General features: G+C 52.4%; 21 protein-coding genes. 20 read left to right on the top strand and 1 reads right to left on the bottom strand.

Annotation, left to right across the window (positions count from 1 at the left end; all coding sequences use genetic code 11):
- Positions 1–36 precede the first annotated feature (36 nt).
- From B9T62_RS16240 to B9T62_RS16165, 16 genes are all read left to right on the top strand, one after another.
- A complete protein-coding gene (locus B9T62_RS16240; protein ID WP_087916216.1) occupies positions 37–984 on the top strand; it encodes a bifunctional riboflavin kinase/FAD synthetase in 948 nt (315 codons plus the stop codon).
- A 150-nt stretch (positions 985–1,134) separates the two neighbouring features.
- Positions 1,135–1,404 (top strand): 30S ribosomal protein S15, encoded by a 270-nt coding sequence (rpsO, locus tag B9T62_RS16235; protein WP_036656390.1) that lies wholly within the window; start codon positions 1,135–1,137, stop codon positions 1,402–1,404.
- A gap of 228 nt (positions 1,405–1,632) precedes the next feature.
- Positions 1,633–3,732 (top strand): polyribonucleotide nucleotidyltransferase, encoded by a 2,100-nt coding sequence (gene pnp / locus B9T62_RS16230; RefSeq protein ID WP_087916215.1) that lies wholly within the window; start codon positions 1,633–1,635, stop codon positions 3,730–3,732.
- Between the two features lie 298 nt (positions 3,733–4,030).
- The gene (locus B9T62_RS16225) at positions 4,031–5,011 is read left to right on the top strand and encodes a polysaccharide deacetylase family protein (protein ID WP_087916214.1); all 981 of its coding nucleotides are present in this window, start codon (positions 4,031–4,033) and stop codon (positions 5,009–5,011) included.
- Between the two features lie 118 nt (positions 5,012–5,129).
- A complete protein-coding gene (locus tag B9T62_RS16220; RefSeq protein WP_425436689.1) occupies positions 5,130–6,356 on the top strand; it encodes a M16 family metallopeptidase in 1,227 nt (408 codons plus the stop codon).
- Complete coding sequence (dut, locus tag B9T62_RS16215) at positions 6,334–6,780, top strand: dUTP diphosphatase (RefSeq protein WP_211296465.1); 447 nt, start codon at positions 6,334–6,336, stop codon at positions 6,778–6,780. The genes B9T62_RS16220 and dut overlap by 23 nt, the downstream gene beginning before the upstream one ends.
- Positions 6,781–6,972: 192 nt before the next feature.
- Positions 6,973–7,869 carry a dipicolinate synthase subunit DpsA gene (dpsA, locus tag B9T62_RS16210; RefSeq protein WP_087916211.1) on the top strand — a complete coding sequence of 299 codons (897 nt, stop codon included), beginning with the start codon at positions 6,973–6,975 and terminating at the stop codon, positions 7,867–7,869.
- A 2-nt stretch (positions 7,870–7,871) separates the two neighbouring features.
- Positions 7,872–8,468: a dipicolinate synthase subunit B gene (locus tag B9T62_RS16205; RefSeq protein ID WP_087916210.1), complete on the top strand. Its 597-nt coding sequence runs from the start codon at positions 7,872–7,874 to the stop codon at positions 8,466–8,468.
- A gap of 156 nt (positions 8,469–8,624) precedes the next feature.
- Positions 8,625–9,845, top strand: coding sequence for an aspartate kinase (gene dapG, locus B9T62_RS16200; RefSeq protein ID WP_087916209.1), 1,221 nt, complete (start codon positions 8,625–8,627; stop codon positions 9,843–9,845).
- A 16-nt stretch (positions 9,846–9,861) separates the two neighbouring features.
- Positions 9,862–10,737, top strand: coding sequence for a 4-hydroxy-tetrahydrodipicolinate synthase (gene dapA / locus B9T62_RS16195; RefSeq protein WP_087916208.1), 876 nt, complete (start codon positions 9,862–9,864; stop codon positions 10,735–10,737).
- A gap of 1,157 nt (positions 10,738–11,894) precedes the next feature.
- Complete coding sequence (locus B9T62_RS16190; RefSeq protein WP_087916207.1) at positions 11,895–13,577, top strand: ribonuclease J; 1,683 nt, start codon at positions 11,895–11,897, stop codon at positions 13,575–13,577.
- A 185-nt stretch (positions 13,578–13,762) separates the two neighbouring features.
- Positions 13,763–14,260 (top strand): RNA polymerase sigma factor, encoded by a 498-nt coding sequence (locus tag B9T62_RS16185; protein WP_087916206.1) that lies wholly within the window; start codon positions 13,763–13,765, stop codon positions 14,258–14,260.
- Complete coding sequence (locus B9T62_RS16180) at positions 14,257–15,273, top strand: anti sigma factor C-terminal domain-containing protein (RefSeq protein WP_087916205.1); 1,017 nt, start codon at positions 14,257–14,259, stop codon at positions 15,271–15,273. The genes B9T62_RS16185 and B9T62_RS16180 overlap by 4 nt, the downstream gene beginning before the upstream one ends.
- Positions 15,274–15,396: 123 nt before the next feature.
- The gene (locus B9T62_RS16175) at positions 15,397–16,173 is read left to right on the top strand and encodes a ClpP family protease (RefSeq protein ID WP_087916204.1); all 777 of its coding nucleotides are present in this window, start codon (positions 15,397–15,399) and stop codon (positions 16,171–16,173) included.
- On the top strand, positions 16,170–16,385 hold the full coding sequence (locus B9T62_RS16170) for a YlzJ-like family protein (protein WP_087916203.1): 216 nt from the start codon (positions 16,170–16,172) through the stop codon (positions 16,383–16,385). The genes B9T62_RS16175 and B9T62_RS16170 overlap by 4 nt, the downstream gene beginning before the upstream one ends.
- A 77-nt stretch (positions 16,386–16,462) precedes the next feature.
- Positions 16,463–19,105, top strand: coding sequence for an FtsK/SpoIIIE family DNA translocase (locus tag B9T62_RS16165; RefSeq protein WP_087916202.1), 2,643 nt, complete (start codon positions 16,463–16,465; stop codon positions 19,103–19,105).
- Positions 19,106–19,206: 101 nt separating this feature from the next.
- On the opposite strand, the gene B9T62_RS16160 is transcribed toward B9T62_RS16165, so the two are convergent.
- Positions 19,207–21,174, bottom strand: coding sequence for an AraC family transcriptional regulator (locus B9T62_RS16160; protein ID WP_087916201.1), 1,968 nt, complete (start codon positions 21,172–21,174; stop codon positions 19,207–19,209).
- A gap of 169 nt (positions 21,175–21,343) precedes the next feature.
- Between B9T62_RS16160 and sleB the strand changes: the two genes are divergently transcribed.
- The 4 genes from sleB (at position 21,344) to ymfI (ending at position 25,667) form a co-directional block, all read left to right on the top strand.
- The gene (gene sleB, locus B9T62_RS16155; RefSeq protein ID WP_087916200.1) at positions 21,344–22,204 is read left to right on the top strand and encodes a spore cortex-lytic enzyme; all 861 of its coding nucleotides are present in this window, start codon (positions 21,344–21,346) and stop codon (positions 22,202–22,204) included.
- A 170-nt stretch (positions 22,205–22,374) separates the two neighbouring features.
- A complete protein-coding gene (gene yfmF, locus B9T62_RS16150) occupies positions 22,375–23,616 on the top strand; it encodes an EF-P 5-aminopentanol modification-associated protein YfmF (protein WP_425436688.1) in 1,242 nt (413 codons plus the stop codon).
- 2 nt (positions 23,617–23,618) lie between these two features.
- On the top strand, positions 23,619–24,899 hold the full coding sequence (gene yfmH / locus B9T62_RS16145) for an EF-P 5-aminopentanol modification-associated protein YfmH (RefSeq protein WP_087916198.1): 1,281 nt from the start codon (positions 23,619–23,621) through the stop codon (positions 24,897–24,899).
- On the top strand, positions 24,900–25,667 hold the full coding sequence (gene ymfI, locus B9T62_RS16140; protein WP_087916197.1) for an elongation factor P 5-aminopentanone reductase: 768 nt from the start codon (positions 24,900–24,902) through the stop codon (positions 25,665–25,667).
- Positions 25,668–25,674: the final 7 nt, after the last annotated feature.

Raw genomic sequence — 25,674 nt, 5'->3', positions numbered from 1 at the left:
TTAATTTTATCAAGTGAATTGTAGGTGAGAAACTGCGTGAGAACTGTAACGTTAACCTATCCGATGCCGCCCGAAACCGCAGCGCAGTGGGCGCAGCCGCAGGTGGCTGCCCTCGGGCAGTTCGACGGGCTGCACCGTGGACATGCCAGTGTGATTCACTCGGCAGTAGCTTTGGCACGCAAGGAAGAAGTGCCGGCTGCAGTCATCACCTTTCATCCCCATCCCAAGGATGTTATGGGCAAAGGGGACTATGAAGGTTATTTGACTCCCCAGCCTGACAAGCAGGAGCTGCTATTCGATATGGGTGTCGATATTTTGTACATTATAGAATTCAATGAGCAGCTGTCCCGTGTCAGCCCGCAGAACTTCGTAGCCGGAATGCTGCTGCCGCTGCAGATTAGCACGGCGGTAGTGGGCTTCGATTTCCGCTTCGGCTACCGTGGAGAAGGGGACACCGACACCTTGCGTGAGCTGGGGCAAGGTGTGATGAAGGTAGAGACGGCTCCACCGTTCCTGCTGGATGGCGTCAAGGTCAGCAGCTCCGGTATCCGCAAAAGCCTGCAGCAAGGAAATATCACGCTGGCCAATTCCTGGTTCGGACGTAATTATCACCTGCGCGGGACGGTTTCGCACGGCGAGAAGCGCGGCCGGACGATTGGATTTCCGACGGCTAACCTTAGACTGGACGACCCTTTTGTGGTTCCGGCCAAAGGCGTTTATGCCGTGAAGGCTTTTTATAAGGATCAGGCACTCTGCGGCGTTATGAATGTGGGTGTGAAACCTACCTTTCATGAGGGTGTGATTGCACCCAGCTTTGAGGTTCACCTGTTTGATTTCGAAGGGGACCTGTATGATCAGGAGCTTAAGGTGGAGCTTGTAGCTTATATTCGGCCGGAGCGTAAATTCGATTCCATTGGGGCGCTGATTGCCCAGATTGGCGCGGATGCTGAAACGGCCAAAGGCTTGCTGGAAACTAATTCATAAGCTAGGCCGGACAAGCCGTTTACTTTTGGCTATGAAGGTGCTATACTGATTAACGTTGCTGGATTGACAGCATATTAACCTTAGCTTGGTTGCTCGTTCTCACCGACGGTTACGAGGCTAATGGCGATTATAATGAAGGAGGTGAACAGGATGGCATTGACTCAAGAACGTAAACACCAATTGATCGACGAGCACAAAACTCACGAATCCGATACTGGATCCCCTGAGGTGCAAGTTGCTATCCTAACGGAGAACATCGTTAATTTGACTGACCACCTGCGTACGCACAAGAAGGATCATCATTCCCGTCGCGGACTGCTGAAGATGGTTGGACAACGTCGTAAACTTTTGGCTTATCTGAAGAACAAGGATATTAGACGTTACAGCGCCCTGATCGAAAGACTGGGATTGCGTCGTTAATATCTCATAAGATTACCCTTAAAGCAGCCTGGTTGTTCACCGTATGTCCTTCTCGGAGCGACAAGCGGGACAGCCGGGTTGCTTTTTGAAAATTGGGGCATAACTTTACAAGTACAGATGATTATATTATTCGCTAAACGGCTGCTTTTCCTCATCCAAGAGGCCAAGCCGTTTTTGCTTGTTGTATACAGATCGGGTTGACTATCTATCATACCAAGGAGGGGTTTTATGGAACAACGTGTGGAAATGCAGCTCGGCGGAAGACGCCTGGTGCTGGAAACCGGCCGTTTGGCCAAGCAGGCCAATGCAGCTGTTATGGTGCGTTATGGAGATACTGCAGTATTGTGTACGGTTACAGCCTCGAAAGAGCCGAAGGACCTGGACTTTTTCCCGCTGACTGTCAATTATGAAGAGAGATTGTATTCGGTGGGCAAAATCCCCGGCGGATTCATTAAACGTGAAGGCAGACCCAGTGAGAAGGCGATTCTGTCCAGCCGCTTGACTGACCGTCCAATTCGTCCTTTGTTCCCGGAAGGTTTCCGTAATGATGTACAGGTGTTGAATATGGTAATGAGTGTGGATCAAGACTGCGCACCTGAAATTGCCGCGATGATCGGTACCTCCGCTGCACTGAGCATTTCGGATGTTCCTTTCAACGGACCGATCGGCGGAGTTGAAGTAGGCCTGATCAATGGCGAGTTTATCATCAACCCTGATATTGCCCAGCAGGCTGTCAGCGAAATTCATGTCGTAGTTGCCGGAACGAAAGACGCCATTATGATGGTGGAAGCGGAAGCCAATGAAGTGACGGAAGAAGTTATGCTCGAAGCCATTATGTTCGGACATGATGAGGTCCGCAAGATTGTTGCTACCATTGAAGAACTGGTGAAGCTTGCCGGCAAGGAGAAGATGGCAGTCAAGTTGCATGCTGTTGATGCTGAGGTGAACCAGGAGGTTCGCGGCTATGCTTCGACCCGTCTGATCGACGCAGTGAAAATTGCCGAGAAACATGCCCGTCAGGAAGCCATTGACCTTGTGAATGATGAGGCGGTTGCGTATTTCGCAGAGAAATACATAGAAGCCCCTGAACTGCTTAAGGATGTCAAGGAAGTCCTGCATGATATCGTGAAGGAAGAAGTCAGACGTCTGATCACCCACGATAAGATTCGTCCGGATGGCCGCAAGCTTGATGAGATTCGTCCGATTGAATGTGACACTAACCTGCTGCCGCGCACGCACGGCTCCGGTCTGTTCACACGCGGACAAACACAGATCCTCAGCGTATGTACGCTAGGCGCTCTTGGAGATGTTCAGATTCTGGACGGTATTGATCTGGCTGAAACCAAACGTTTCATGCACCATTACAACTTCCCTCCATTCAGCGTAGGGGAAGCGCGTCCGTTAAGAGCACCGGGACGTCGCGAGATCGGCCACGGAGCACTCGGAGAACGCGCATTGTCCAAAGTCATTCCTAGCGAAACTGAATTCCCGTACACGATCCGCCTCGTATCCGAAGCCATCGAATCCAACGGTTCGACCTCGCAGGCCAGCATCTGCGCCAGTATCCTGGCCATGATGGATGCGGGTGTGCCAATCAAAGCGCCGGTTGCCGGTGTGGCGATGGGTCTGATCAAGGACGGCGAGCATGTATCGATCCTGACCGATATCCAGGGGATGGAAGATCACCTCGGCGATATGGACTTTAAGGTAGCAGGTACAGCGGCAGGGGTTACTGCGATCCAGATGGATATCAAGATCAACGGTATTGACCGTGAGATTCTGCAGGAAGCGCTGCAGCAGGCCAAGGAAGGACGGATGTTCATTCTGGGTAAAATGCTGGAAGTGATCTCCGAGCCTAGACCGAACCTGTCCAAATATGCTCCCAAAATCATCATCATCAATATCAATCCGGATAAAATCCGTGATGTTATTGGTGCTGGTGGTAAAATTATCAATAAAATCATCGAAGAAACCGGCGTAAAGATCGACATCGAGCAGGACGGCCGTGTGTTCATCGGTTCTTCCAACGAAGAAATGATCCAAAAAGCCCGTTCGATTATCGAAGGCATTGTGCGTGAGGTGCAGGTCGGCGAAATTTACGTGGGTACCGTGCGGCGGATTGAGAAGTTTGGCGCATTTGTCGAGCTGATTCCCGGCAAAGACGGATTGGTGCACATCTCCCAGCTGTCCACTGAACGTGTAGCCAAGGTTGAGGATGTTGTGGCAATCGGCGATACCATCACCGTCAAGGTTACTGAAATCGACCAGCAGGGTCGTGTCAACCTGTCCCGCAAGGCGGTATTAACTTCCGAAACAGCGAAGGCTTAAGAACCCGGTTCCGGTCTGCTAAAGGGCATGTTCAAGAGAGACAGAAGCGATTATCGTTCTGGCTCTTTTTTTTAAAAATATAAGAATTTATATGTTTCACGCTATAAATTATCCTTCTATTTCTCGCAGAAACGGACGCCGCCTCATATACAAAGGACGGCGAAGCCGTTTCTACTTGTTTCCCCATTCGGCGCTAGAGATGAATAATTAGTCGAGGCAACGCATAGGCTTGGACGAGGCGTCCTTGCTGTGGGCAAGGGCGGCAACCTAAGACCGTATGTTGCGGAGGGGAACGATTATGAGAACGGAAAAAGCGGCTTGGGCGCTCGCGGTTATCGCCATCGTCATAGGAGCATACAGCAGCGGACCGCTGAAGGATGTGCTGGCGCCGATGAAAGAGCAACAGGCGCTTGCCGTGTGGGCAAAGAACCCCGGGCAGGCCCGTGAAGAGCTGCGAGGGACCATCGAGCAGGCTGCTGCCAGACTGAATGCGCCGCCGGTGGATGCTGTGGTTGACCGGGTCTGGAAGGCCATTCCGGGTTACAACGGGCTGGAGATTGATGTGGAAGCCACCTACCGCAAGGCTATGCTGATGCCCGGCAGTCCGCTGCAATATATTTACCGCCAGCATCCGCCTGCCGTATCGCTGAAGGATCTGGGGGCGCAGCCGGTGTACCGGGGTAATCCGGCGAAGCCGATGGTGTCGCTGATGATAAATGTCGCCTGGGGGAATGAGTATATTATTCCCATGCTGGACATTCTCGACGAGGAGCAGGTGAAGGTTACTTTTTTCCTCGATGGAAGCTGGCTGAACAAGAATGCCGAGCTCGCTGGTGAGATGCTGCGGCGCGGACATGAAATGGAGAACCATGCCTATACCCATCCGAACATGAGTAATCTGAGCACCGCCAGAGCAACCGCTGAGATTGCCCGAACCCAGCAGTTGCTGAAGCAGAGTCTGGGTGTAACGAACAAATGGTTCGCGCCCCCTTCTGGTGACTTCAACCAAAAAACTGTAGAGATTGCCCACAGCTTGGGACTGGGAACGGTGCTCTGGACCCTCGACACGGTCGACTGGCGAAACCCTTCGCCGGAATCAGTCGTTGCCAAGATCACCACGCAAGCTGAACCGGGCACATTAATTCTAATGCATCCAACTTCCTCTTCCTCCAGGGCGCTGAAGGGGATGATCCACGGAATCAAGAGCAAGGGACTGCAGCTGGGAACAGTCAGCCAGACGTTGTCGGCGGAGCGCGTGATGCCTTCGGGAGTTGAGTGAGCTGGCGCTTTCTGTTAGTATAAAACTCATGCGTGTTACATTTTTGAATTGATACGGCTATGCTAGGGGGACTTGAAACTTGAGAAAAATAGAATTATCGAACGGCTTGCGTGTCGTCATGGAGGAGATTCCAACGGGAAGATCCGTATCCTTCGGCATTTGGGTGAAAACAGGCTCCCGCAATGAACGGCCGGAGAACAACGGAATTTCCCATTTTGTGGAACATATGCTATTCAAAGGAACGGACCGCTTCAGTGCCAAGGATATTGCTGAGCAGTTTGATGCCATAGGCGGGAACGTCAATGCGTTCACCTCCAAGGAATATACGTGTTATTATGCCAAAGTGCTGGATGAGCATCTTCCGATTGCCGTCGATGTGCTGGCAGATATGTTCTTCCGTTCGCGGATGGAAGCTGCAGAGCTGGAGAAAGAGAAAAATGTGATTCTGGAAGAAATCTCAATGTGCGAGGATACGCCGGATGATCTGGTGCATGATCTGATGTGCGCTGCAGCTTACGGCGATCACCCGTTGGCTTATACGATCCTTGGCCTCAAGGAACGCCTGCATGAGATGACCCCAGATGATCTGCGCAATTATATGAAAGCTCAATATACGATTGAGAATACGGTCATCAGTGTGGCCGGCAATATTAGTGAAGGTCTGGTCGAGCTGCTGGAGAAGCATTTTGGATCGTTCGCCAACCATGGCACATCCGCTGCGCTTACAGCGCCGGAATATCATGGAGAATTACTGTTTCATCGCAAAAAAACCGAGCAGAACCATATCTGCCTGTCCCTGCCCGGCATTCGTACCGGCGACCCGCTGCAATATGCAATGGTGCTGCTGAACAATGCCGTTGGCGGAGGCATGAGCTCGCGGATGTTCCAAGAGATCCGCGAGAAGCGGGGTCTGGCGTATTCCGTCTTCTCCTACCACAGCTCGCAGGCCGACAGCGGCCTGTTCACGGTCTACGCCGGAACGGCTCCCAAGCAGACCAAAGAGGTCATGGAGCTGACCAAGGAGATGCTGCATGATCTGGTCGCGAAGGGACTCAGCGAAGATGAGCTTCGCAAGGGCAAGGAGCAGCTTAAGGGAAGTCTGATCCTCAGTCTGGAGAGCACCAGCAGCCGGATGAACCGGATCGGCAAGAATGAGCTGATGCTTGGCCGTCACAGCTCGCAAGGCGAGATGATTTCCCGGATTCAGCAGGTCACCATGGATGATCTGAATCAGGTGCTTGATATCATGTTTGCCGAGCCGCTGTCCGTTGCGATGGTAGGCTCAAACGATAAAGCGATTGCCAATGTCAGGAGAGATGATCTTGTCTTATTACGTTCAAATTAACAAACTTGCCGGAACAGAAGATGTGCAGCTGCCCCGCAAAATGTCAGAGCAGGCCTCCGGGTATGATCTCTATGCCGCCGTGGAGAGCGACGTTGTGCTGTCTCCGGGAGCGCGGGCGCTGATTCCTACCGGAATCTCGCTGGCGATGCCGGATGGGCTGGAGGCGCAGATCCGTCCGCGCAGCGGGCTGGCGTTGAAGCATGGCATTACCTGCCTCAACACACCCGGAACGATTGATGCGGATTACCGTGGAGAGATCAAGGTGCTGCTGATCAATCTGGGGGAGGAGCCGTTTGCGATTGCCCGTAATGAGCGGATTGCGCAGATGGTCTTCCAGGCCGTGCCTGCCGTCACGCTGGTTGAGGTGGAGCAGCTGTCCGACACCGAGCGCGGTGCCGGAGGTTTTGGACATACCGGCAAATAAAAGGCTTAACCACAAAAAACCGCTTGGCCCTATAAGGGCCAAGCGGTTTTTTGCTTGAAATAGAAGATAGGACTGGCCTCACCTGATCGACGGAGAAGCCCATTCTTCTTGCCGCTTTAGTTCACCCATTCCGAACCGCCCGCATAAGATGCTCTATAGTCGAGAGTGTATGTTGAAAGGAGCGTCAACCCTATGCTTACTGGCATCAGGATCGTGTTCCTGGGCGGGGACGCGAGACAGCTTGAAGTGATTCGAAAATGTGTGGAACTGGATGCTGCGGTAAGCGCTGCCGGGTTCGACAAGTGGGAGGCCCCCAGCCCAGGGGTGATCCTGGAACCTTTAACGGTGGGACTGCTCGGCCATGCAGATATTCTGGTATTGCCTACGGTAGGCTGCGACGACAGCGGGAACATCAACGCGCTATTGTCTACGGACCGTCTTGAAATGAAGGAGGAGCATTTCGCCGCATTGCCGCCATCCTGCAAGGTGTATACAGGCATGGCCAAAAGCTATTTGCGCCAGCAGTGCGCCAAACATTCCTTGCAGCTTATAGAGCTGCTGAACCGTGATGATGTAGCTATCTATAATTCCATTCCGACGGCGGAAGGGGCGCTGGTGATGGCGATTCAGAACACAGACTTTACCATTCACGGCTCCACTTCCATGGTGCTCGGCCTGGGACGTACCGGATTCACAATGGCCAGAAGCCTTCAGGGATTGGGAGCGCGGGTGAAGGTGGGCGTGAGAAGACAGGAGCATTATGCCCGTGCCAAGGAGATGGGCTGGGAGCCGTTCATGACGTCGGAACTGCTGTTGCAGGTGCCGCAGACCGACCTGATCTTCAATACCATACCTAATATGATTATCACTGCACAGGTGCTCTCCCGGATCGACCCGCACTGTGTAATTATCGATCTGGCCTCCGCACCGGGCGGTTGCGATTTCCGTTATGCAGAGAAACGCGGGATCAAGGCGATGCTTGCTCCGGGCCTGCCCGGAATTGTTGCCCCTAAGAGTGCCGGAATTATTATGGCAAATGCGCTGGTGCAGTCGATCGCAGACGAGGCTATAATCAAGGGGGATGAATAAATATGGATTGGCATGGAAAAACAGTAGGTTATGCAATAACCGGCTCGCATTGCACCTTGGCCGAAGTGATGCCGCAGATTCAGCGCTTCATGGATGGCGGTGCGAACGTGGTGCCGATCGTTTCCGCCTCGGTGATGGGAACGGACACCCGCTTTGGTACCTCGGAAAATTGGCTAAAACAGTTGAAAGATATAACAGGTAATGATATCATTTCTACAATTGTTGACGCAGAGCCGCTTGGTCCATCCAAGCTGCTGGACGTACTGACGATTGCGCCGTGCACGGGCAATACCACCAGCAAATTGGCCAACGCCATGACCGACAGTCCGGTGCTGATGGCAGCCAAATCCCAGATGCGCAACGGACGCCCGCTGGTGCTGGCCATTTCCACGAATGACGGCCTCGGGCTTAACGCCGCCAACATTGCGAAGCTTCTGGTAGCCAAACATATTTATTTTGTGCCGTTTGGCCAAGACAACCCGCAGGGCAAACCCAATTCACTGGTCGCGCGGATGGATCTGATTCCCGAAGCCTGCTACGCTGCGCTTCAGGGCAACCAGCTGCAGCCGATGATTGTGGAGCGGTTTCATTCCGCTTAGGGCATCCTTTATAGATTTATTGAATTTCCGGCAGAAACGGATGCCGCCTCAAGGGGCCTGGCAGCCGTTTCTGCTTGCTTGGTGATTCCGGGCTGTGCAGAGTGGGATGTCTGCACTTGTTTTTATGTCTGCTTTGAGAATATTGGAGGAATTATAATGGGTATTTTGGTGCAAAAATTCGGCGGAACCTCACTGTCCACACCGGGGTCTAGAGAACATGTGATCCGCCACGTCAAACGCGAGCTTGCCAGCGGGTTCAGCCTGGTCATTGTAGTTTCGGCCATGGGCCGCCGGGGTGAAGCCTATGCTACCGATACACTGCTGGATTGGGCAGTGCAGAACGGCAACGCGCTGCCTGACCGGGAGAAGGATCTATTGATGTGCTGCGGAGAGATTATTTCCGCTACGACCTTATGCGGACTGCTGGAGAGTGAAGGCATTTCCTCTACCGTGCTGACAGGCGCACAGGCTGGATTTCTGACAGACAGCAACTATGGCAATGCCAGAATTCTCGATGTGCGTCCTGAGCGGGTTCACCGCGAGCTGCGCGAGGGCAAGGTTGTTATCGTCACTGGCTTCCAGGGACAGACCGAAGCCGGTGATTTGACGACCCTGGGCAGAGGGGGCAGCGACACCTCCGCTACGGCGCTTGGGGCCGCTCTGCGCGCGGATATGGTTGACATCTATACCGATGTTAACGGTATCCTTACGGCAGACCCGCGCATAGTTGAAGATGCGAAGCCGCTGACTTATGTCAGCTATACCGAAATCTGCAATATGGCCTATCAGGGGGCCAAGGTTATCCACCCGCGCGCAGTGGAGATTGCGATGCAGGCACAGATTCCTGTGCGTGTACGTTCAACCTTTTCCGAGAGCGAAGGGACCCTTGTTACCAATCCGGAAGGCTTCAGCGATGTGCAGGCAGGCATCATCGATCGTTTCGTCACCGGGATTGCTTATGTGAGCAATATTACGCAAATCTCTGTGGAGTGCCCGGACGGCAACGGAACCGGTGTGCAGCTGCAGATCTTCAAAACGATGGCCGACAACGGCATCAGCGTTGATTTCATCAATGTGACGCCTACGGAAGCGATCTATACCGTGTTTGACGACCGGTCGGAGAAGGCCATTGCCGCACTCCAGGAGCTGGGTCTGCGTCCCCGGAGCTTGTCCGGCTGTGCCAAGGTTTCCGTTATTGGCGGTGGTATCAATGGAGTTCCCGGCATTATGGCCCGGATTGTAGAGGCGCTCAGCTCGCAGAATATCCAGATTCTGCAGTCTGCCGACTCCAACACAACGATCTGGGTTCTGGTCAAGAAAGAAGATATGGTGCAGTCGCTGCGCTCCCTGCATGCCAAATTTGAATTACACCGCTAACTAGGAGGAATTCAAAATGGATTTCGGAAGATTAATAACAGCCATGGTTACCCCGTTTGACGGCGAGGGAGAGATCAACTGGAACGCTGCAGCACAGCTTGTGGATTATTTAATTGAAGAGCAGAAGTCCGAGGCGCTGGTCGTCTGCGGTACTACCGGAGAATCACCAACGTTAAGCGATGAGGAGAAGCTGCAGCTGTTTGCGTTCGTGCGGAAGCAGGCGGCCGGACGCTGTAAGGTCATAGCAGGCACCGGCAGCAACAATACGCGCCATTCGATTCACCTCACACAGGAAGCGGAGAGGATCGGCGTGGACGGTGTGCTGCTGGTCGTTCCTTACTACAACAAACCGAACCAGGAGGGACTGTTCCAGCATTTCGCAGCCATTGCCGCCGCAACGAAGCTTCCGGTTATTCTCTATAATGTTCCCGGCCGCACCAGTGTAAGCATGAGCGTGACAACTACACTGCGTCTCGCTGAAATCCCTAACATTGTGGCTACCAAGGAGTGTGCTTCTGTTGACCAGATCACACTGATCTGTGCGGCGTGTCCGCAGGATTTCCGTGTATACACCGGGGATGACTCGGCTGGGCTTGCCGCACTGGCGGTGGGAGGACACGGGATTATCAGCGTGGCCAGCCATGTGGTAGGCGCGCAAATGTCGGAGATGATCGCAAGCTTTACCGCAGGAGACATCAAGCGTGCCGGAGCCTTGCATCGGCAGCTGTTCCCTGTGTTCAAGGGACTGTTTGAATGTCCCCAGCCACTGCCTAACCCCTCGGCTGTCAAATATGCGCTGAACCTGCGCGGGCTGAATGTCGGCTCGGTCAGACTGCCGCTCGTCTCGCCTACGGAGGAAGAGGCGGCTTTTATTGCCGCACTTTTCAAGTAACCTGGATTGCTCAGCACAGTTTGAGTTACAAGTTAGGAGCGGACTTCATAAGATAGGAGCGGCCAAGGTTTGGTTGTTTGATCACCACCATAGTCCAGCCGCCGCCAATTTAAGTGCGAATACGCATCTAATTCAGCGATTTTTCCCATTTCGGAGCAAATAAGTGCAAATACGCATCTAATTTCCGATTTGGAGCGTTCAACAAGCAATTTTTTCGAAAATAGTTGCAGATTCGCACTTATTTGCCCAATAACACCCATTACAGCTGAAATTAAATGCATTTTTGCATCTAATTTCTTTGGAAGCTCTAGTGCAACATTTCAGAGGTTCTATAGGGAGTTTCCACCACTATTATTTCCTTTATTTCCTTCAATGGCGCAAACTGCGTTGGGAGCAGGCAAGGGTCTCTAAGTAAAAGAATGGCACAACCGGATGATCTTCGTGATCACCGGTTTTTTTGTGCGCATTCCGCAGGAACAGCCCGCTTTTGACCTTAGGGTCTTTGCGCATTCCGCAGGAACAGCCCGCTTTTGATCTTAACTCCCGGCCGTGCATCCCGTCAGGGATCGCAGGCCAGCCCAGCGACGTTCAAGCGGTCCCCCAGGGATAAGCGCTCCTCGCTCCCACCTACCTAATCACAGTACCGCCAGACTCATTCGCCAAACTTGCAGGAGTCCAGAGGGTGCAACCCTTTGGGGCCCTCCCTTGGAAGGGAGGGTTTGGGAGGGATCGATCCACGTTTTACGGAAAGAATATCGTTATCAGGCAGAGTGACTTGTCTTTTGCCAAAAAAATCATGTATAATGTCCTTAAGTGACTGGGTGCGGTTAAAATTAAATATGCGGTAATCTTCCGTCAATGTATTTACATTGTGAGACAGGATAGGTCCCTGGATGAGTCTGTGGAATTGTTGATTCTCTTCGCGCGCGGGGCGCGGCGGTGAATTTTGACGGGTGTTTATCCGCTTCAATAACAATATTACTGCCCGGAATCGGGAGATTTGTCATTGAATATTTTACAGACTTTCGGAATTTCCTAGTTGATTAGTGGAAGATAACAGCTGTTTGAAGAATGTGTTCAGCGCCGCTGAAATTATCGAAGTTCAATGTTTACCAATAAAAGTATGACATCCAACATCATAGGAGGGTTAGATTCATTTGTCCAAAAAAAATAATAACAACAACGATAAACTGACGATTTTCGCATTGGGCGGGGTCGGGGAAATCGGGAAAAACATGTATGTCATTCAATATGGAGCTGACATTGTAGTCGTAGACTCGGGACTGAAGTTCCCAGAAGAGGATATGCTCGGTATTGATATTGTTATTCCTGATATTTCTTATTTGACGGAGAACCGTGACAAGGTAAGAGGAATTGTGCTTACCCACGGGCACGAGGATCACATCGGGGGACTCCCTTATGTGCTGAAGAATCTGAACGTTCCCATATACGGAACCAGACTGACTTTAGGCCTTGTAGAGAATAAATTGAAGGAAGCCAACCTGCTGGGCGATACCACGCGGATTCTGATTCATGAAGATTCCGAAATTGAGCTTGGCAACCTGACAGCCACCTTCTTTAGAACTAATCACAGCATTCCCGATTCTGTCGGCGTGTGCATTGAGACACCAGAAGGCAATGTAGTGCACACAGGTGACTTCAAATTCGACCACACCCCAGTCAACGGTCAATTTGCGAACCTGCACCGCATGGCTGAAATCGGCCAAAAAGGTGTACTTGCCCTGCTGTCAGACAGTACCAACGCCGAGAAACCGGGCTTCACTCCATCCGAGAAGAATGTCGGCATTGTGCTTGAAGACATTTTCCGCAAGGCGGAGCAGCGTGTGGTTGTAGCTACCTTTGCTTCCAACGTGCACCGTATCCAGCAGGTCGTCAATGCTGCCGAATCAACCGGCCGCAAGATTACCGTTATTGGCCGCAGTATGGTCAACGTGGTATCGATCGCTTCCGAGCTAGGATATCTGAATGTGCCGGATGGTATGCTTATTGAAACTGAAGAAATGAACCGGATGGCGGGCAACCGTGTAGTGGTTCTGTGCACAGGCAGCCAGGGCGAGCCAATGTCCGCTCTGACACGTATGGCACGCTCCAGTCACCGCAAGGTGGATATTCTGCCGGGCGATACCGTTATTATTGCGGCAACGCCGGTACCAGGCAACGAGAAATATGTCGGCCGTACCATTGATGAGCTGTTCCGTCTTGGCGCCAATGTAATTTACAGCGGCTCCAACTCCGGGGTTCACGTATCTGGACACGGCAGCCAGGAAGAGCTCAAGCTGATGCTCAACCTGATGAAACCGAAGTTCTTCCTGCCGATTCACGGTGAATACCGTATGCAGCGCAGACACGCCATCCTCGCAGAATCTGTCGGCGTAGAACCAGGCAACATCTTCATCACTGAAATCGGTGAGGTTATCGAAATTTCAGGCGGAGCCGCCCGCAGAGCCGGTAAGGTAACGGCAGGCAACGTCTTGATCGATGGACTGGGTGTAGGCGATGTCGGCAATATTGTGTTGCGTGACCGTAAGCTGCTCTCCCAGGACGGAATTCTGGTCGTGGTTGTTACACTGAGCAAGCAGAATGGTGCGATTGTCTCCGGACCGGACATCATCTCCCGCGGATTTGTCTATGTTCGTGAATCCGAAGGACTGCTCGACGAGGCGAACCGGATTGTATCCAGCACTCTGCAGCGCCTGATGAGCGAGAAAGTCAACGAATGGGCATCACTGAAGACCAGCGTGAAGGATTCGCTCGGCCGGTTCCTATATGAACAGACCCGCCGCAGACCGATGATCCTGCCAATTATTATGGAAGTCTGAGTAGACCCGTCTACTTCACTATAAGCTTAATAAGCATAACCCCTTTTCCCCGGAAATATTGGACGGTTTCCACGGGAGAAGGGGTTTTTGCGTTTTCTTGCGTTGAATAGAATGCACAGAAATATTTGCGGAAGCGGGGACAACATTTAAACGATCCAATCGTTATATAGCCAAGGAGGTGGAGCATGAGGCCATTCAACAAGGAGCAGCAGCTTCAATCCAAAATGGCAGAGATTCGGCGATACTTAATCCGTTTAGGCGCTGGCACCGCTGATGCGGAGGATATCGTGCAGGACACATTGTACAAGGCGTTGTTATACCTTGAGGGAATCGATGAACGCAAGTTTAGCGCATGGCTCTATAAGGTGGCGATTAATGCTTACTATGATATGTGTCGCAAGCATAAACGGTTTCAGTATATGGATGAAGCGGCTGAACAAGCTGCTTCGGAGTCTGAGCAGCCGGATTCACTGCTGCTTCGGCAGGAACAGAAAGAATTGATTGAGCGAGTTCTCGGCAAGCTGAAGCCGGCGAGCAGGCAGCTGATCCTGCTCAAATATGAGATGGAGCTGTCCTATAAGGAAATTTCGTCACTGTTGGGCATCAGTGAAGGAACGGTAAAAGCATCGTTATATCGTGCCAGACAGCAATTTCAACAAATCTACGGAGGTGAGGAGCAATGACCGCTCCATGGGAAGAGAAAGAAGATCAGCAACTGGCACAGACCTTAAAAAAGGCTAAACGGAGAAGCATGTTCCGTAGTATCAGCATTTCATTTATCGTAAGTATTGTTACACTAATCGTTGTTTTTTTCGGCGCTGCACAGCTTGTTGAACGGCAATCAAGGGAGGCTCATTTCAGTGAACAGCTGTATATGTCAATCAGCAGTCCCAATGAGTATGAATCTGGCTTCAAGGATAACCGTGGATTTCTGTCGGGCGTGTTGGAGATCAATACCTATAAGATAATCGAGAACGTACCCATTCCCTGGCAGGAGAAATGGTTTAATTACAATGAATGGTGGTTTCCCTTCGCTACAGGCGCCTATGGTGGAATAAGCAACTTGACGGTTAAGGGATCGGGTTATCAAGAAAACGAAGAGCTTGAATATCACCGCCAGTATAACCCCTATAACGGCCAGAAGGAGATGGCTTATTACGTCCCGGATGTCGATTACAATGGCAAAATCCTCAACGATCTGCCTGCAATCACACAGATGGGTAACGAAAAATTGGCAGAGCTGGCTTTGTCGTTCAACAAGGACTATTCCTTCGACGAGGTGAAGAACATGCTCCCTGCAGGCATTAAGCCGGTATGGTATTGGGTCGATACGTATGATGACCCGAAGGGATTTGATTCTGAGCCTCACAAGGATGGCGTTGGCAAACTGATTTATCCACGACCCCTGTCCTCTTCCTTTGGCGTTTACGGTTTTAGAATCCGACCGGATACGGATCAGGTGGAACCGAAAGATTTTATCGGTGCTATTCAGTATGGACTCGAACGGAAAGACAATTATTACAGTGAATATAAAAGGATATCAAAATACCTCAGTCCAGATAACTCCGAACCGAAGGCTGAAAACATACGGATCTTGGGTGTCGTTGTCACGGGAACACCTGCTTCGCTGAGCAGTCTGAATGGGCAAACCTATATTCGGGGAGCAGCCCTGGGTGCTGTCGTAGACAAATATTAAGCAAATGTTAAGGAATAGCAAATAACTGTATAAGAGACTCCCCCTGATTGTCATACTAACGAAAAGCCAAGTTAAGCGGCAGCACAGGTATCAGGCTGCAAGCAAAAAGGGGGAGTCGTGAATATGGAGTACAACAGAAGCAATAGTGAGAGTGCCAATGAGGAGCTGAATCCCGCCGAGAAGCCGGGTGTCAATGAAATGATGGCCCCAACTGCGATCAACGCACTGAAGGAACTGGGACAGACGGTGGTTCCAAGCGGGGAGCCGGATATTTTCTGTCTGACGATTATCGGCCAGATTGAAGGGCATATTGTGATGCCGCCCCATAACAAAACAACAAAATATGAGCATATTATTCCGCAGCTGGTGGCTGCAGAGCAGAATAAAGGCATCAAAGGGCTGCTGATCATCCTGAATACGGTTGGAGGCGATGTGGAGGCAGGGCTGGCGATTGCCGAAATGATCGCTTCCTTATCCAAACCAACCGTGACGGTGGTCATTGGAGGCGGACACAGCATCGGGGTGCCGATTGCCGTAGCTTCCAGCTACTCCATCATTGCCGAAAGCGCCACAATGACGATTCATCCCATCCGCATGAACGGACTTATTATCGGGGTGCCCCAGACGTTTGAGTATATGGAGAAAATGCAGGAGCGTGTCGTCAAATTTGTCACCTCCCACTCACGGATTACCGAGGGGCAATTCAAGAGCCTGATGTTCCAGACCGGCGAGCTGAACCGTGACATCGGCACTGCGGTCGGCGGGCTGGATGCGGTCAAATACGGGCTGATGGATGAGGTGGGCGGAATTGGCGCCGCGCTTAAGCGGCTGAACGACATGATCGCCGGTCAGGATGTAATGATGCCTGTAGTGGGCGTGGCAGGAGGGCTGACACAATGATCTTTTATACAGTAATGCCGATGGAAGAAATTTGGGAAGGGGCTATTCATACCAGTGCTCCGACTATGGAGGTCAGCGTAGCAGGGGTGGTGATGGAGGTAGAGCCGCTGGAGCAGGGCAGGGGCCGGATCGTGCGGCTGCTGCAGTGTCCGCTGGACAGCTACCTCAATCCTGCCCTCTCTCCGGGGGCGGTGGTCTCTTTGCTGAAATGATACATCTTTTTACAAAACAGAACATAGGTACGCCACGCCATTATATGGTATAATGTTGTTCCGGGGGTGGCTCTACTGTGGCTAAACGAAGAAAAAAGAAGAAAAAAGCGCTGCTAGGCAGCGTTTTAAAATATGAAATCTACGGCATTATGCTGATTACAATTTCAGTTATTGCCTTATCCGGCGAAGCGGCAGTTGGACGTTCTCTCTCCAGCATGGCAGGTTATTTATTGGGGAGATTCTATTTTGTGCTGCCGCTGGCCGGTATTATCTACGGTTTGATGGTGATGATTCACCGCAAATGGCCTTCAGCATGGACCAGCCGTCATACAGGCGGACTGTTGCTGGTATGCTCACTCTGTCTGATGAGCACGATCTCTGCCATGGAGCAGAAGCTGGGACCGCTGTCCCTGCTGCATCCGAGCAATGTAATGGCTCAAATACATAATGATTTATCCGGTGCGCTGAAGCCGGGTGCCGACGGCAGCACGGTGTATATGCTGGGCAAGGACATCAGCGGCGGGTATATCGGAGCACTGGAATATTCAGCTCTGCTGTTTCTCTTCGGCAGTCTTGGAGCCAAGCTGCTGATGATTGTCATGCTGGCGATCAGCTTCATGCTGGTAACGAACCTCTCCTACGTGGAGCTGTTCACCCTGCTGCGGGTCCGTGGCGTCAAGCTTGTGGAGGGAATCCGCAAGAAAGCGGCTAACCGGCCGAAGGCCGTTCCGGTTGCAGCCAAGCCATCCAGAAGCCGTGCTGCGGCGCCTCCGGTGCTGCCCGATGATGACGAGGACTATGTGGAGGAAGACCCGTTGCTTCCTGATCGCAGCCAGCCGACTATTATTCAGCGGCTCACCGGCTGGTTCAAAGGCTCAACACCGGAACGGGCAGGTGCAGCGGAAGACATGGACGAGGATGACGATTTCGGACTGGCCGACGGTCCGCTGATTTCTGGCCTCTCCTCCATTCCAACTTCTTCAGCGCCCTACGCCGGAATGGAGGAGGCTGATGAAGCTGAGCTTGAGCCGGTGACACCGATTATCCGCGATTTCTTTGAGCATATCCGCTCAGAAGGCCTGAACGAAGAGGACCGCGAGGAGTGGAGTGAATTCTCACCGGCGGCGCGCAGCGGCAGCATGCCTGCTGCCCAGCCATCAGCGGGTCAGGTTCAAGCTGATCCTAATCAGGCTCCTGCAGCTGACGGGGAAGAGGGGGTGGCTCCGCTTGAGCTGGCCGGGCTGCTTGATGAGCTGGGCGAAGGCCAGGTAGTCGTGCCGCCGCCACCGCCTCCGAAGCCCTATAAGCTGCCGTCATTCCGGCTGCTGGCCAAGCCCAATAACGGCTCTAAGGCGGGGGACCAGAATGATTATATGCAGACGGCCCGCAAGCTTGAAGCCACACTGGAGAGCTTCGGTGTCCGGGCCAAGGTGCTGGAGGTAGTCCGCGGTCCGGCAGTGACAAGATATGAGATTCAGCCGGATATCGGCGTTAAGGTCAGCCGGATTGTCAACCTTACGGATGACATCGCGCTGGCGCTGGCAGCCAAGGATATCCGTATGGAGGCGCCGATTCCCGGCAAATCGGCAATCGGTATCGAGGTGCCGAACTCCGAGGTCTCGGTGGTGACCATGCGTGAGGTGATGGAGACCCAGATTTTCCAGGAGGCCGAATCCAAACTGACCATCGCCTTTGGACGCGATATTTCGGGCCAGACGATTATCGGCAACCTGGCCAAGATGCCCCATCTATTGGTGGCAGGTGCCACAGGTTCAGGCAAGTCTGTATGTATCAACGGTATCATCACCAGTATTCTCTATAAAGCGAAACCGAACGAAGTCAAGTTTCTGATGGTCGACCCCAAGATGGTCGAGCTGAACATCTATAACGGAATTCCGCATCTGCTGGCACCGGTGGTTACCGATCCGAAGCGGGCCAGTCTGGCGCTCAAGAAGATTGTTGTAGAGATGGAGAAGAGATATGACCTGTTCTCCAAATCGGGAACGCGCAATCTTGAAGGCTACAACAACCTGATGAAGGATAATCCGGCTGCAGTGCTGCCTTACATCGTTGTAGTGGTGGACGAGCTTGCCGATCTGATGATGGTTGCTGCGAGCGATGTGGAGGATGCAATCTGCCGGCTGGCCCAGATGGCCCGTGCTGCAGGCATCCATCTGATTATTGCAACACAGCGTCCATCCGTCGACGTTATCACAGGACTGATCAAAGCGAATATCCCTTCGCGGATTGCCTTTGGGGTATCCTCCAATGTGGATTCCCGCACCATTCTGGATATGCCGGGTGCGGAGAAGCTGCTGGGTCGCGGAGATATGCTCTTCCTGCCCATGGGAGCTTCCAAGCCAGTACGTGTACAGGGCGCTTTCATGAGTGATCAGGAAGTGGAGACCATTGTACAATATGTCAGCAGCCAGGGCGAGGCCACTTATGATGAGTCCATTGTTCCTGAAGTAGACGATACCGTAGAGGAAGACCAGGAGCCCCAGGATGCATTGTATGAGCAAGCGGTGCAGATCATCCTGGAAGCGAAGCAGGCCTCCGTATCCTTGCTTCAGCGGCGCATGAGAGTGGGCTACACACGTGCGGCACGCTTAATCGACTCTATGGAAGCCCGGGGGGTTATCGGGCCTTACGAGGGCAGCAAGCCCCGTGAAGTGCTGGTCTCGCTGGAGCAGTACCAGATTGGCCGGATCAGTTCTTAAATATACGAGCTGGAATATTATGGATAACAACAAACAAAAAGGTCGCAGTAATGACGGGTTATCCCCTCATTCTGCGACCTTTTTTAAATATATGCTTGGAATTACTCCACTGTAGCCAGCAGCTCCTTCACGATATAGTCCAGCTGCGCATCCATTGAGAAGATATCACTGTAGTATGCCAGTCCGAAGTCAATCTCAATCAGATGTCCTTGTTGGACTGCTGGCAGGCTGTTCCATAACGGATCACTCGTTAGATCAGCCATGCCATCATAGGAGGAGCGGAAGATATAGTCGCCGCTGTAATCGGCCAGCACTTCGAATGAAACCGACTCACCATCCGCTCCGGTCGAGATGTCAATCTTGTCCTGGACAATCTTCGGTGCCTTCATCCCCAGATATTCATAAATGACCTGTGAGCCGCGTCCGAACTGCTTGCTGGATACCACGGCCATACTGCGGTCTTTGCCGCCTTCCATGATCGACACGGTTTTGTCCAGAATGCCTGCGGCTTGGAGCTTCTGCTTGGCATCCTCCACTTTTGTATTGAAGTTGTCAAACAGGGTCTGTGCCTGATCCTCTTTACCAACAACCTGGCCGATGAAGGATACCCGTTCTTCCGCTGTCATTTTCTCATAAGGAACAAGTACAGTAGGGGCGATCAGATGCAGAGCTTCATACGTTTCTTCGGAAGGCACGATGATCAGATCCGGGTCCAGCGCGAGTATGGCTTCCGGACTGGCTTCAAACCAGCTGCCAAGCTTCTGCACATCCTTCAGTTCATTCTCAAAGGCGGCACCTTCGGATACGTCGGATACACCAATCGGTTTAATGCCCAGCGCCAGCACATCGCCGAGCAGATAGAGTACAACTACACGCTGCGGCTGTGCAGGCACGACAATGTCTCCTTTAACAGTGGCAATTGTGCGTGTCTCTGCTTCAGACGTAACTACATCAGCTGAGTTGGCCGGAGCAGAGGGCGCCGGAGACGTTGCAGCTGCAGGCGTTGGAGTGGAATTAGCGGAATTGGCAGCCCCTGGAGCGCAGGCGCTCAATAGCAAGGTGCAGCAGAGCATCAGGATCAGAAGCAAGGACGGCTTAGTGTTTCTATACATCGGTAATTCTCCTTTTTGGTTATATTGATAATGATTATCATAGTCAATATAACGGAGAAGAGAACGATCCACAATGTCACTTTGGGTCACGGGAAATGGCATATCCGGCCAGTGGCTGTGGCGGGCCTGCTGTTTCTTATAACGAATCGGAGACAGTCCGTAATATTTCTTAAACGTCCGCCCGAAGGAATAGGCATCCGGATACCCTAATCTCTGGGCAATATCCTCCAGTCCGGCATCGGTGTTCAGCAGCAACTGATGCGCCTTCTCCATGCGGATTCTTATCAGATATTGGGCAGGGCTGGTCTGCAGCCGGGATTTGTACAGTCTAGACAACGTTCTGGGGCTGCTTGAGACAGCATCCGCGAGCTGCTGCAGCGTGAAATTGCGGTGATAATGCTGCTGCATGTAAGTGAGTGCTTGCTCCAGCAAATCCGGTTGGTCCTTCTGAGTGGTGCTCTGCTTCTGAAGCTGATGTAGCAGCTCATAACCCCACTGGTAGAAGAGACCTTTAACCTGCAGCCTCCGAAGCGGTGTCTGCAGCTGCCAACTGTTCAGCATAGCTTCGGCGTGAACATACAGACTGACCGGATTCTCCGGTCTGAAGCCGTATGGCATTTGCAGCGGATTGTCCCGCTCCATCGCAGCCAGCAGCTCCTTGCGGGCAGACAGGGTGAGTCTGGCTCTGTAAAGAATTAAATAATACTCCAGCACTTCTTGCCCCGGCATAAATTCCAGTACATCACCCTTGCCCCCGTGAATAATCCAGGAAGCGCTGAAGACATGCAAGGTATGATCCAGCATTACCTTGGCTTGGCCCCGTGTGGCATACAGGTAGGCGCTGGCCGGAAGACGGTAGGGAACTGCAGGTTCACCCGGAACCAAGGTAATCAGTCGTATATCTATAACTTCCACGGAAGCCTGATTCCATAACAAGATGTGCTTTTTCATATCCATATCCAGATCAACTCCTGCGCTTTTCTGTTGTCATTATAGATGATAATCGTTCTCAGTGGCAATCCATAAGCGTTCTCTCTGCACTGCCATGCATAGGAAGAGCTGACAGTCGTCATAATAACTTTAGCCATCCATGTTGAACTTACCAGAGAAAGGTAGAGCGAATCTTATGAAAAAAACAAAGCTGTGGATTATTGCCGCACTAACCCTTGCCTTGGCGGCTGCGCCGTTCTCAGGCAGACTACTTGTGAACAACCATGCCGCAAGCCGGGAGCAAAGTCTATCCGTGCCTGACACTTCGGAGAATAATCTTGCCGAAGAGGAAGCGATGCCTGTTTTTGGCACAACTACGTTTAAGTTGGGAGCGTCGGGCAAGGATGTGTATGAACTACAGGGCCGTTTGAAATTTCTTGGCTTCTATTCCGGAGCTATAGACAGTCAGTTTGGCAGCAAAACGCTGAATTCCGTGAAATGGTTTCAGTGGAAATTTGGCATGAAGGCCGATGGAGTCGTCGGCGCCAAAACCAAGCTGAAGCTGTACAACGCATCCAAGTCCTGGAAACCTACAGAACCTGCCACCGGAGCCGGCAACAAAACGGCCGCCAAATCAGGCAACACCGGAGCCGGCGCCAAATCCAATACTGCCCAGCTGTCCTCCGGCAATTCGATGGGCTTGTCGGAGAATGATCTGAAGATTATGGCGAATGCGGTCTATGGCGAATCACGCGGCGAGCCGTTTGAAGGGCAGGTCGCTGTAGCTGCCGTTATTCTGAACCGTGTGAAGTCGCCAAGCTTCCCAAACACACCATCCGGCGTAATCTTCCAACCCGGAGCTTTCACTGCCGTGGCTGACGGGCAGATTTATCTGGAGCCGAATCAGCAGGCCCGTAAGGCCGTGCAGCAGGCCTTGAACGGCTGGGACCCTTCCGGGGGCTGCCTCTATTATTTCAATCCCAAAACGGCCACTTCGAAATGGATCTGGGGCCGTCCGCAGGTGAAGACGATCGGTGAGCACATTTTCTGTATGTAAGCTGAAATGATGGGTAAGAGCAACCGGTAATGGACCTCCGGTTGCTTCCTTACTTTGGAATGGTTTAGAATGGATAATACTTCATAAAGTAATTGTAGAGCATCTATCCACGCCGTAAAGGAGTTTTGGACTTGACTAATAATGGTTTCCAGCATGGCAGCGCCGCAGGGATGCGGATTCACGTGTTGCCGACAAAGGCGTTCAAGACTTTCGCCATTTCACTGTATGCCGGTGTTCCGCTTGAAGAGCATACCGTCACTCCGACTGCACTGATTCCCTTTGTGCTTCGCAGAGGCACAGCCTCTTATCCGGAGACTACCCAGTTCAGGGAACAGCTCGAGGAGCTGTACGGAGCCGGCTTCGGTTTTGATGTCTACAAAAGAGGCGATTACCAGATCGTCCAGTTCCGCATGGACACGATCAACGACTCCTTTGTGCAGAGCAAGGAGAGCCTGCTGGGCGAATCCTTCGCTTTTCTGGGAGAAGTGCTAACCAAGCCGCTGCTGGAAAGCGGGAAATTCCGCACTTCTTATGTGGCCACCGAACGGGAAACCGTCCGCAAGAAGCTGGAGGCAATCGTTAACGACAAGATCCGTTATGCCGCTGAACGCTGCATTGAGGAAATGTGCCATAGCGAGCCATACCGTCTGCATCCGCTAGGGCAGCGGGCTGATCTGGACGCAATCACTCCAGACAATCTTTACGAATCTTACCAATCGTGGCTGGATGGCGCCATCCTTGATCTGTACGTGGTTGGCGATACTACGCCTGAAGAGGTGGAGAAGCTGGTGGAACGCCATTTCGGCCGCGCACCTTCGCCGGTTGCAGCTTATTCTTCCAAGTTTAAGCCTGCAGCAGTCAGCGAAGTGCGGACGGTGGAAGAACGGCTGGATGTGAACCAGGGCAAGCTGAATATGGGTCTGCGCACTTCAATTACCTATAAAGATGACAATTATGCCTCTGCGCTGATGTATAACGGCATCCTGGGTGGCTACCCCCATTCCAAGCTGTTCGTCAATGTGCGCGAGAAGGAGAGCCTTGCTTATTATGCATCCTCCCGATATGACGGGCACAAGGGCATTGGAACGATCCAGTCCGGTATTGAGACCCAGAACTACGGCAAAGCCGTTGATATTATCCGCAAGCAGCTGGAAGAGCTGAAAGCGGGCAATATCAGTGACCTGGAGTTGAGCCAGACCCAGGCGATGATCCGCAACCTGCTTTCTGAAATCCAGGATTCCGCCTTTGAGCTGATTTCTTTTGATTTCAACCGCCAGCTGTCCGGCAAAGACAGATCGGCTATGGAACTGCTTGCTCAAGTGGAGCAGACCGGTGCGGCTGAGGTCAAGGCTGCAGCGGAAACGTTCCAGCTTGATACGATTTATTTCCTGACAGGGCAGAAGGAGGAATAGCCGTGGAACAGAAACATTACGAGAGACTGCAGGAAACGCTCTATCACGAGGTTATGGACAATGGTCTTCAGGTTTATGTGCTGCCAAAGCCGGCCTTCCAAAAAACCTATGCCACCTTTGCTACGAAATACGGTTCCGTGGATAATCATTTTCATGTCGCCGGAGGCGAAGAAACAACCGTTCCCGACGGGATTGCCCATTTCCTGGAGCATAAAATGTTTGAGGAGCCGGAAGGCGACATCTTCGCTACCTTTGCGTCGAACGGCGCATCGGCCAATGCATTTACCAGCTTTGACCAGACAGTCTATCTGTTCTCGGCTACCGAGAATATTGAGGCCAATCTGAACACGCTGGTGGATTTCGTGCAGCATCCTTATTTCACGGACGAGAATGTGGAGAAGGAGAAAGGCATTATCGGCCAGGAAATCAATATGTATGCAGATAATCCCGACTGGCGGGTGTATTTCGGGCTGATTGAAGCGATGTACGCCAAACATCCGGTAAGGATTGATATTGCCGGCACGGTCGAATCGATTGGCACCATTACGAAGGAAACACTTTATACCTGCTACAACTCCTTTTATCATCCCAGCAATATGCTGCTGTTCGTGGTCGGCGGGGTAGAGCCGGAGAAGGTATTCTCGCTGATCCGGAATAATCAGCAGGCCAAGAACTATGAGGCGCAAGGGGAGATCAAACGGATCTTTGAGCAGGAGCCTGGTCCGGTGGCCACAGAACGGCTGGAGAGCAAGCTGGCGGTATCGATGCCTAAATGTCTGTTCGGATTTAAGGAAAAAACGGAAGGTTTGACCGGTAAGGCTGCCGTCCGCCGTGATCTTACGACCAAACTGATGCTGGATCTGCTGCTGGGCAGCAGCACCGCGCTGTACCAGAAGCTGTATGATGAGGAATTGATCTCGGACAGCTTCGGGCATGAATTCAACAGCTCACCGCAATATGCTTTCTCAGCCATCGGTGGCGATACGAAGGACCCGGATCTGCTGCTGAAGCGGATCAAGGAAGAAGTGGAGCCGATGCTGAAATCCGGCTTCGCCGAGAAGGACTTTGAGCGCGCCCGCAAGAAGAAAATCGGCGGCTTCCTGCGCATGCTGAACTCCCCGGAGAGCATTGCCCATGAATTCACCAGATACCAGTTCCGCGGCGGAGATCTGTTTGAGGTACTGCCGCTGTATGAATCGATTACACTGGCTGAAGTCAACGAACGCCTGCGGGCGCATGTGGACTGGGATCAGCTGGCCGTTTCGCTTGTGGTGAGCCCCTAAATGAACTTACCGGGAGAGAATGGCAAGCCCATAGGAGAAATGACGGTACTGGTTACCGGAGGCAGCGGGGGAATCGGCGGAGCCATCGCCGAACGCTTTGCTTCTGTTGGCATGAATATTGTGATTCATTATATGCACTCGCATGAAGCCGCCAACGATGTGGCAAGGCGGTGTATGGCGCTGGGCGCAAAGGTGATGACGGTGGCTGCGGATATGAAAGACCGCAGCCAGCTTTTGCGTATGGCCGAGAAGCTGGAAAGCAGCGGCATGCTGCCGGATATCCTGGTCAACAATGCCGGCATCTCCCATTACGGGATGCTTGCCGACGTTACGGAAGAAACCTGGGATGAGCTGATGGCGGTGAATCTGAAAGGGACTTTTATGTGCAGCCAGATCTTTATGCAGCATATGGTATCCCAGCGGTACGGACGTATCATCAACGTTTCGTCGGTATGGGGCATCTCCGGCGCGTCCTGCGAGGTGGCTTATTCCGCAAGCAAGGGTGGGATCAACGCCTTCACCAAGGCACTGGCCAAGGAGCTGGCTCCATCGGGGGTGACGGTGAACGCCGTTGCGCCGGGAGCGGTCAATACGGCCATGCTGTCGAATCTGGAGGCCGATGAGATGCGGATGCTGGAGGAGGAGATTCCTGCCGGGCGCCTGGCTACGCCCCATGAAATCTCTTCGCTTATTTATTTTCTGGCACTGCCTGAATCAGGGTATATCACCGGTCAGGTGATCAGTCCGAATGGCGGATGGATTACCTGAGTCTACG

It is taken from the genome of Paenibacillus donghaensis (assembly GCF_002192415.1).
In the GTDB taxonomy this organism is placed as follows: Bacteria; Bacillota; Bacilli; order Paenibacillales; family Paenibacillaceae; genus Paenibacillus_AQ; species Paenibacillus_AQ donghaensis.
Note: the sequence above shows the minus strand (reverse complement) of the source record. Positions and strands in the feature narration are given on the sequence as shown.

Excerpts from the sequence above, each read along its gene's own strand:
- rpsO (WP_036656390.1), top strand. The coding sequence starts at position 1,135 with ATGGCATTGACTCAAGAACGTAAACACCAATTGATCGACGAGCACAAA.
- pnp (WP_087916215.1), top strand. The coding sequence starts at position 1,633 with ATGGAACAACGTGTGGAAATGCAGCTCGGCGGAAGACGCCTGGTGCTG.
- B9T62_RS16225 (WP_087916214.1), top strand. The coding sequence starts at position 4,031 with ATGAGAACGGAAAAAGCGGCTTGGGCGCTCGCGGTTATCGCCATCGTC.
- B9T62_RS16220 (WP_425436689.1), top strand. The coding sequence starts at position 5,130 with ATGGAGGAGATTCCAACGGGAAGATCCGTATCCTTCGGCATTTGGGTG.
- dpsA (WP_087916211.1), top strand. The coding sequence starts at position 6,973 with ATGCTTACTGGCATCAGGATCGTGTTCCTGGGCGGGGACGCGAGACAG.
- B9T62_RS16205 (WP_087916210.1), top strand. The coding sequence starts at position 7,872 with ATGGATTGGCATGGAAAAACAGTAGGTTATGCAATAACCGGCTCGCAT.
- dapG (WP_087916209.1), top strand. The coding sequence starts at position 8,625 with ATGGGTATTTTGGTGCAAAAATTCGGCGGAACCTCACTGTCCACACCG.
- dapA (WP_087916208.1), top strand. The coding sequence starts at position 9,862 with ATGGATTTCGGAAGATTAATAACAGCCATGGTTACCCCGTTTGACGGC.
- B9T62_RS16185 (WP_087916206.1), top strand. The coding sequence starts at position 13,763 with ATGAGGCCATTCAACAAGGAGCAGCAGCTTCAATCCAAAATGGCAGAG.
- B9T62_RS16180 (WP_087916205.1), top strand. The coding sequence starts at position 14,257 with ATGACCGCTCCATGGGAAGAGAAAGAAGATCAGCAACTGGCACAGACC.
- B9T62_RS16175 (WP_087916204.1), top strand. The coding sequence starts at position 15,397 with ATGGAGTACAACAGAAGCAATAGTGAGAGTGCCAATGAGGAGCTGAAT.
- B9T62_RS16170 (WP_087916203.1), top strand. The coding sequence starts at position 16,170 with ATGATCTTTTATACAGTAATGCCGATGGAAGAAATTTGGGAAGGGGCT.
- B9T62_RS16160 (WP_087916201.1), bottom strand. The coding sequence starts at position 21,174 with ATGGATATGAAAAAGCACATCTTGTTATGGAATCAGGCTTCCGTGGAA.
- sleB (WP_087916200.1), top strand. The coding sequence starts at position 21,344 with ATGAAAAAAACAAAGCTGTGGATTATTGCCGCACTAACCCTTGCCTTG.
- yfmF (WP_425436688.1), top strand. The coding sequence starts at position 22,375 with ATGCGGATTCACGTGTTGCCGACAAAGGCGTTCAAGACTTTCGCCATT.
- ymfI (WP_087916197.1), top strand. The coding sequence starts at position 24,900 with ATGAACTTACCGGGAGAGAATGGCAAGCCCATAGGAGAAATGACGGTA.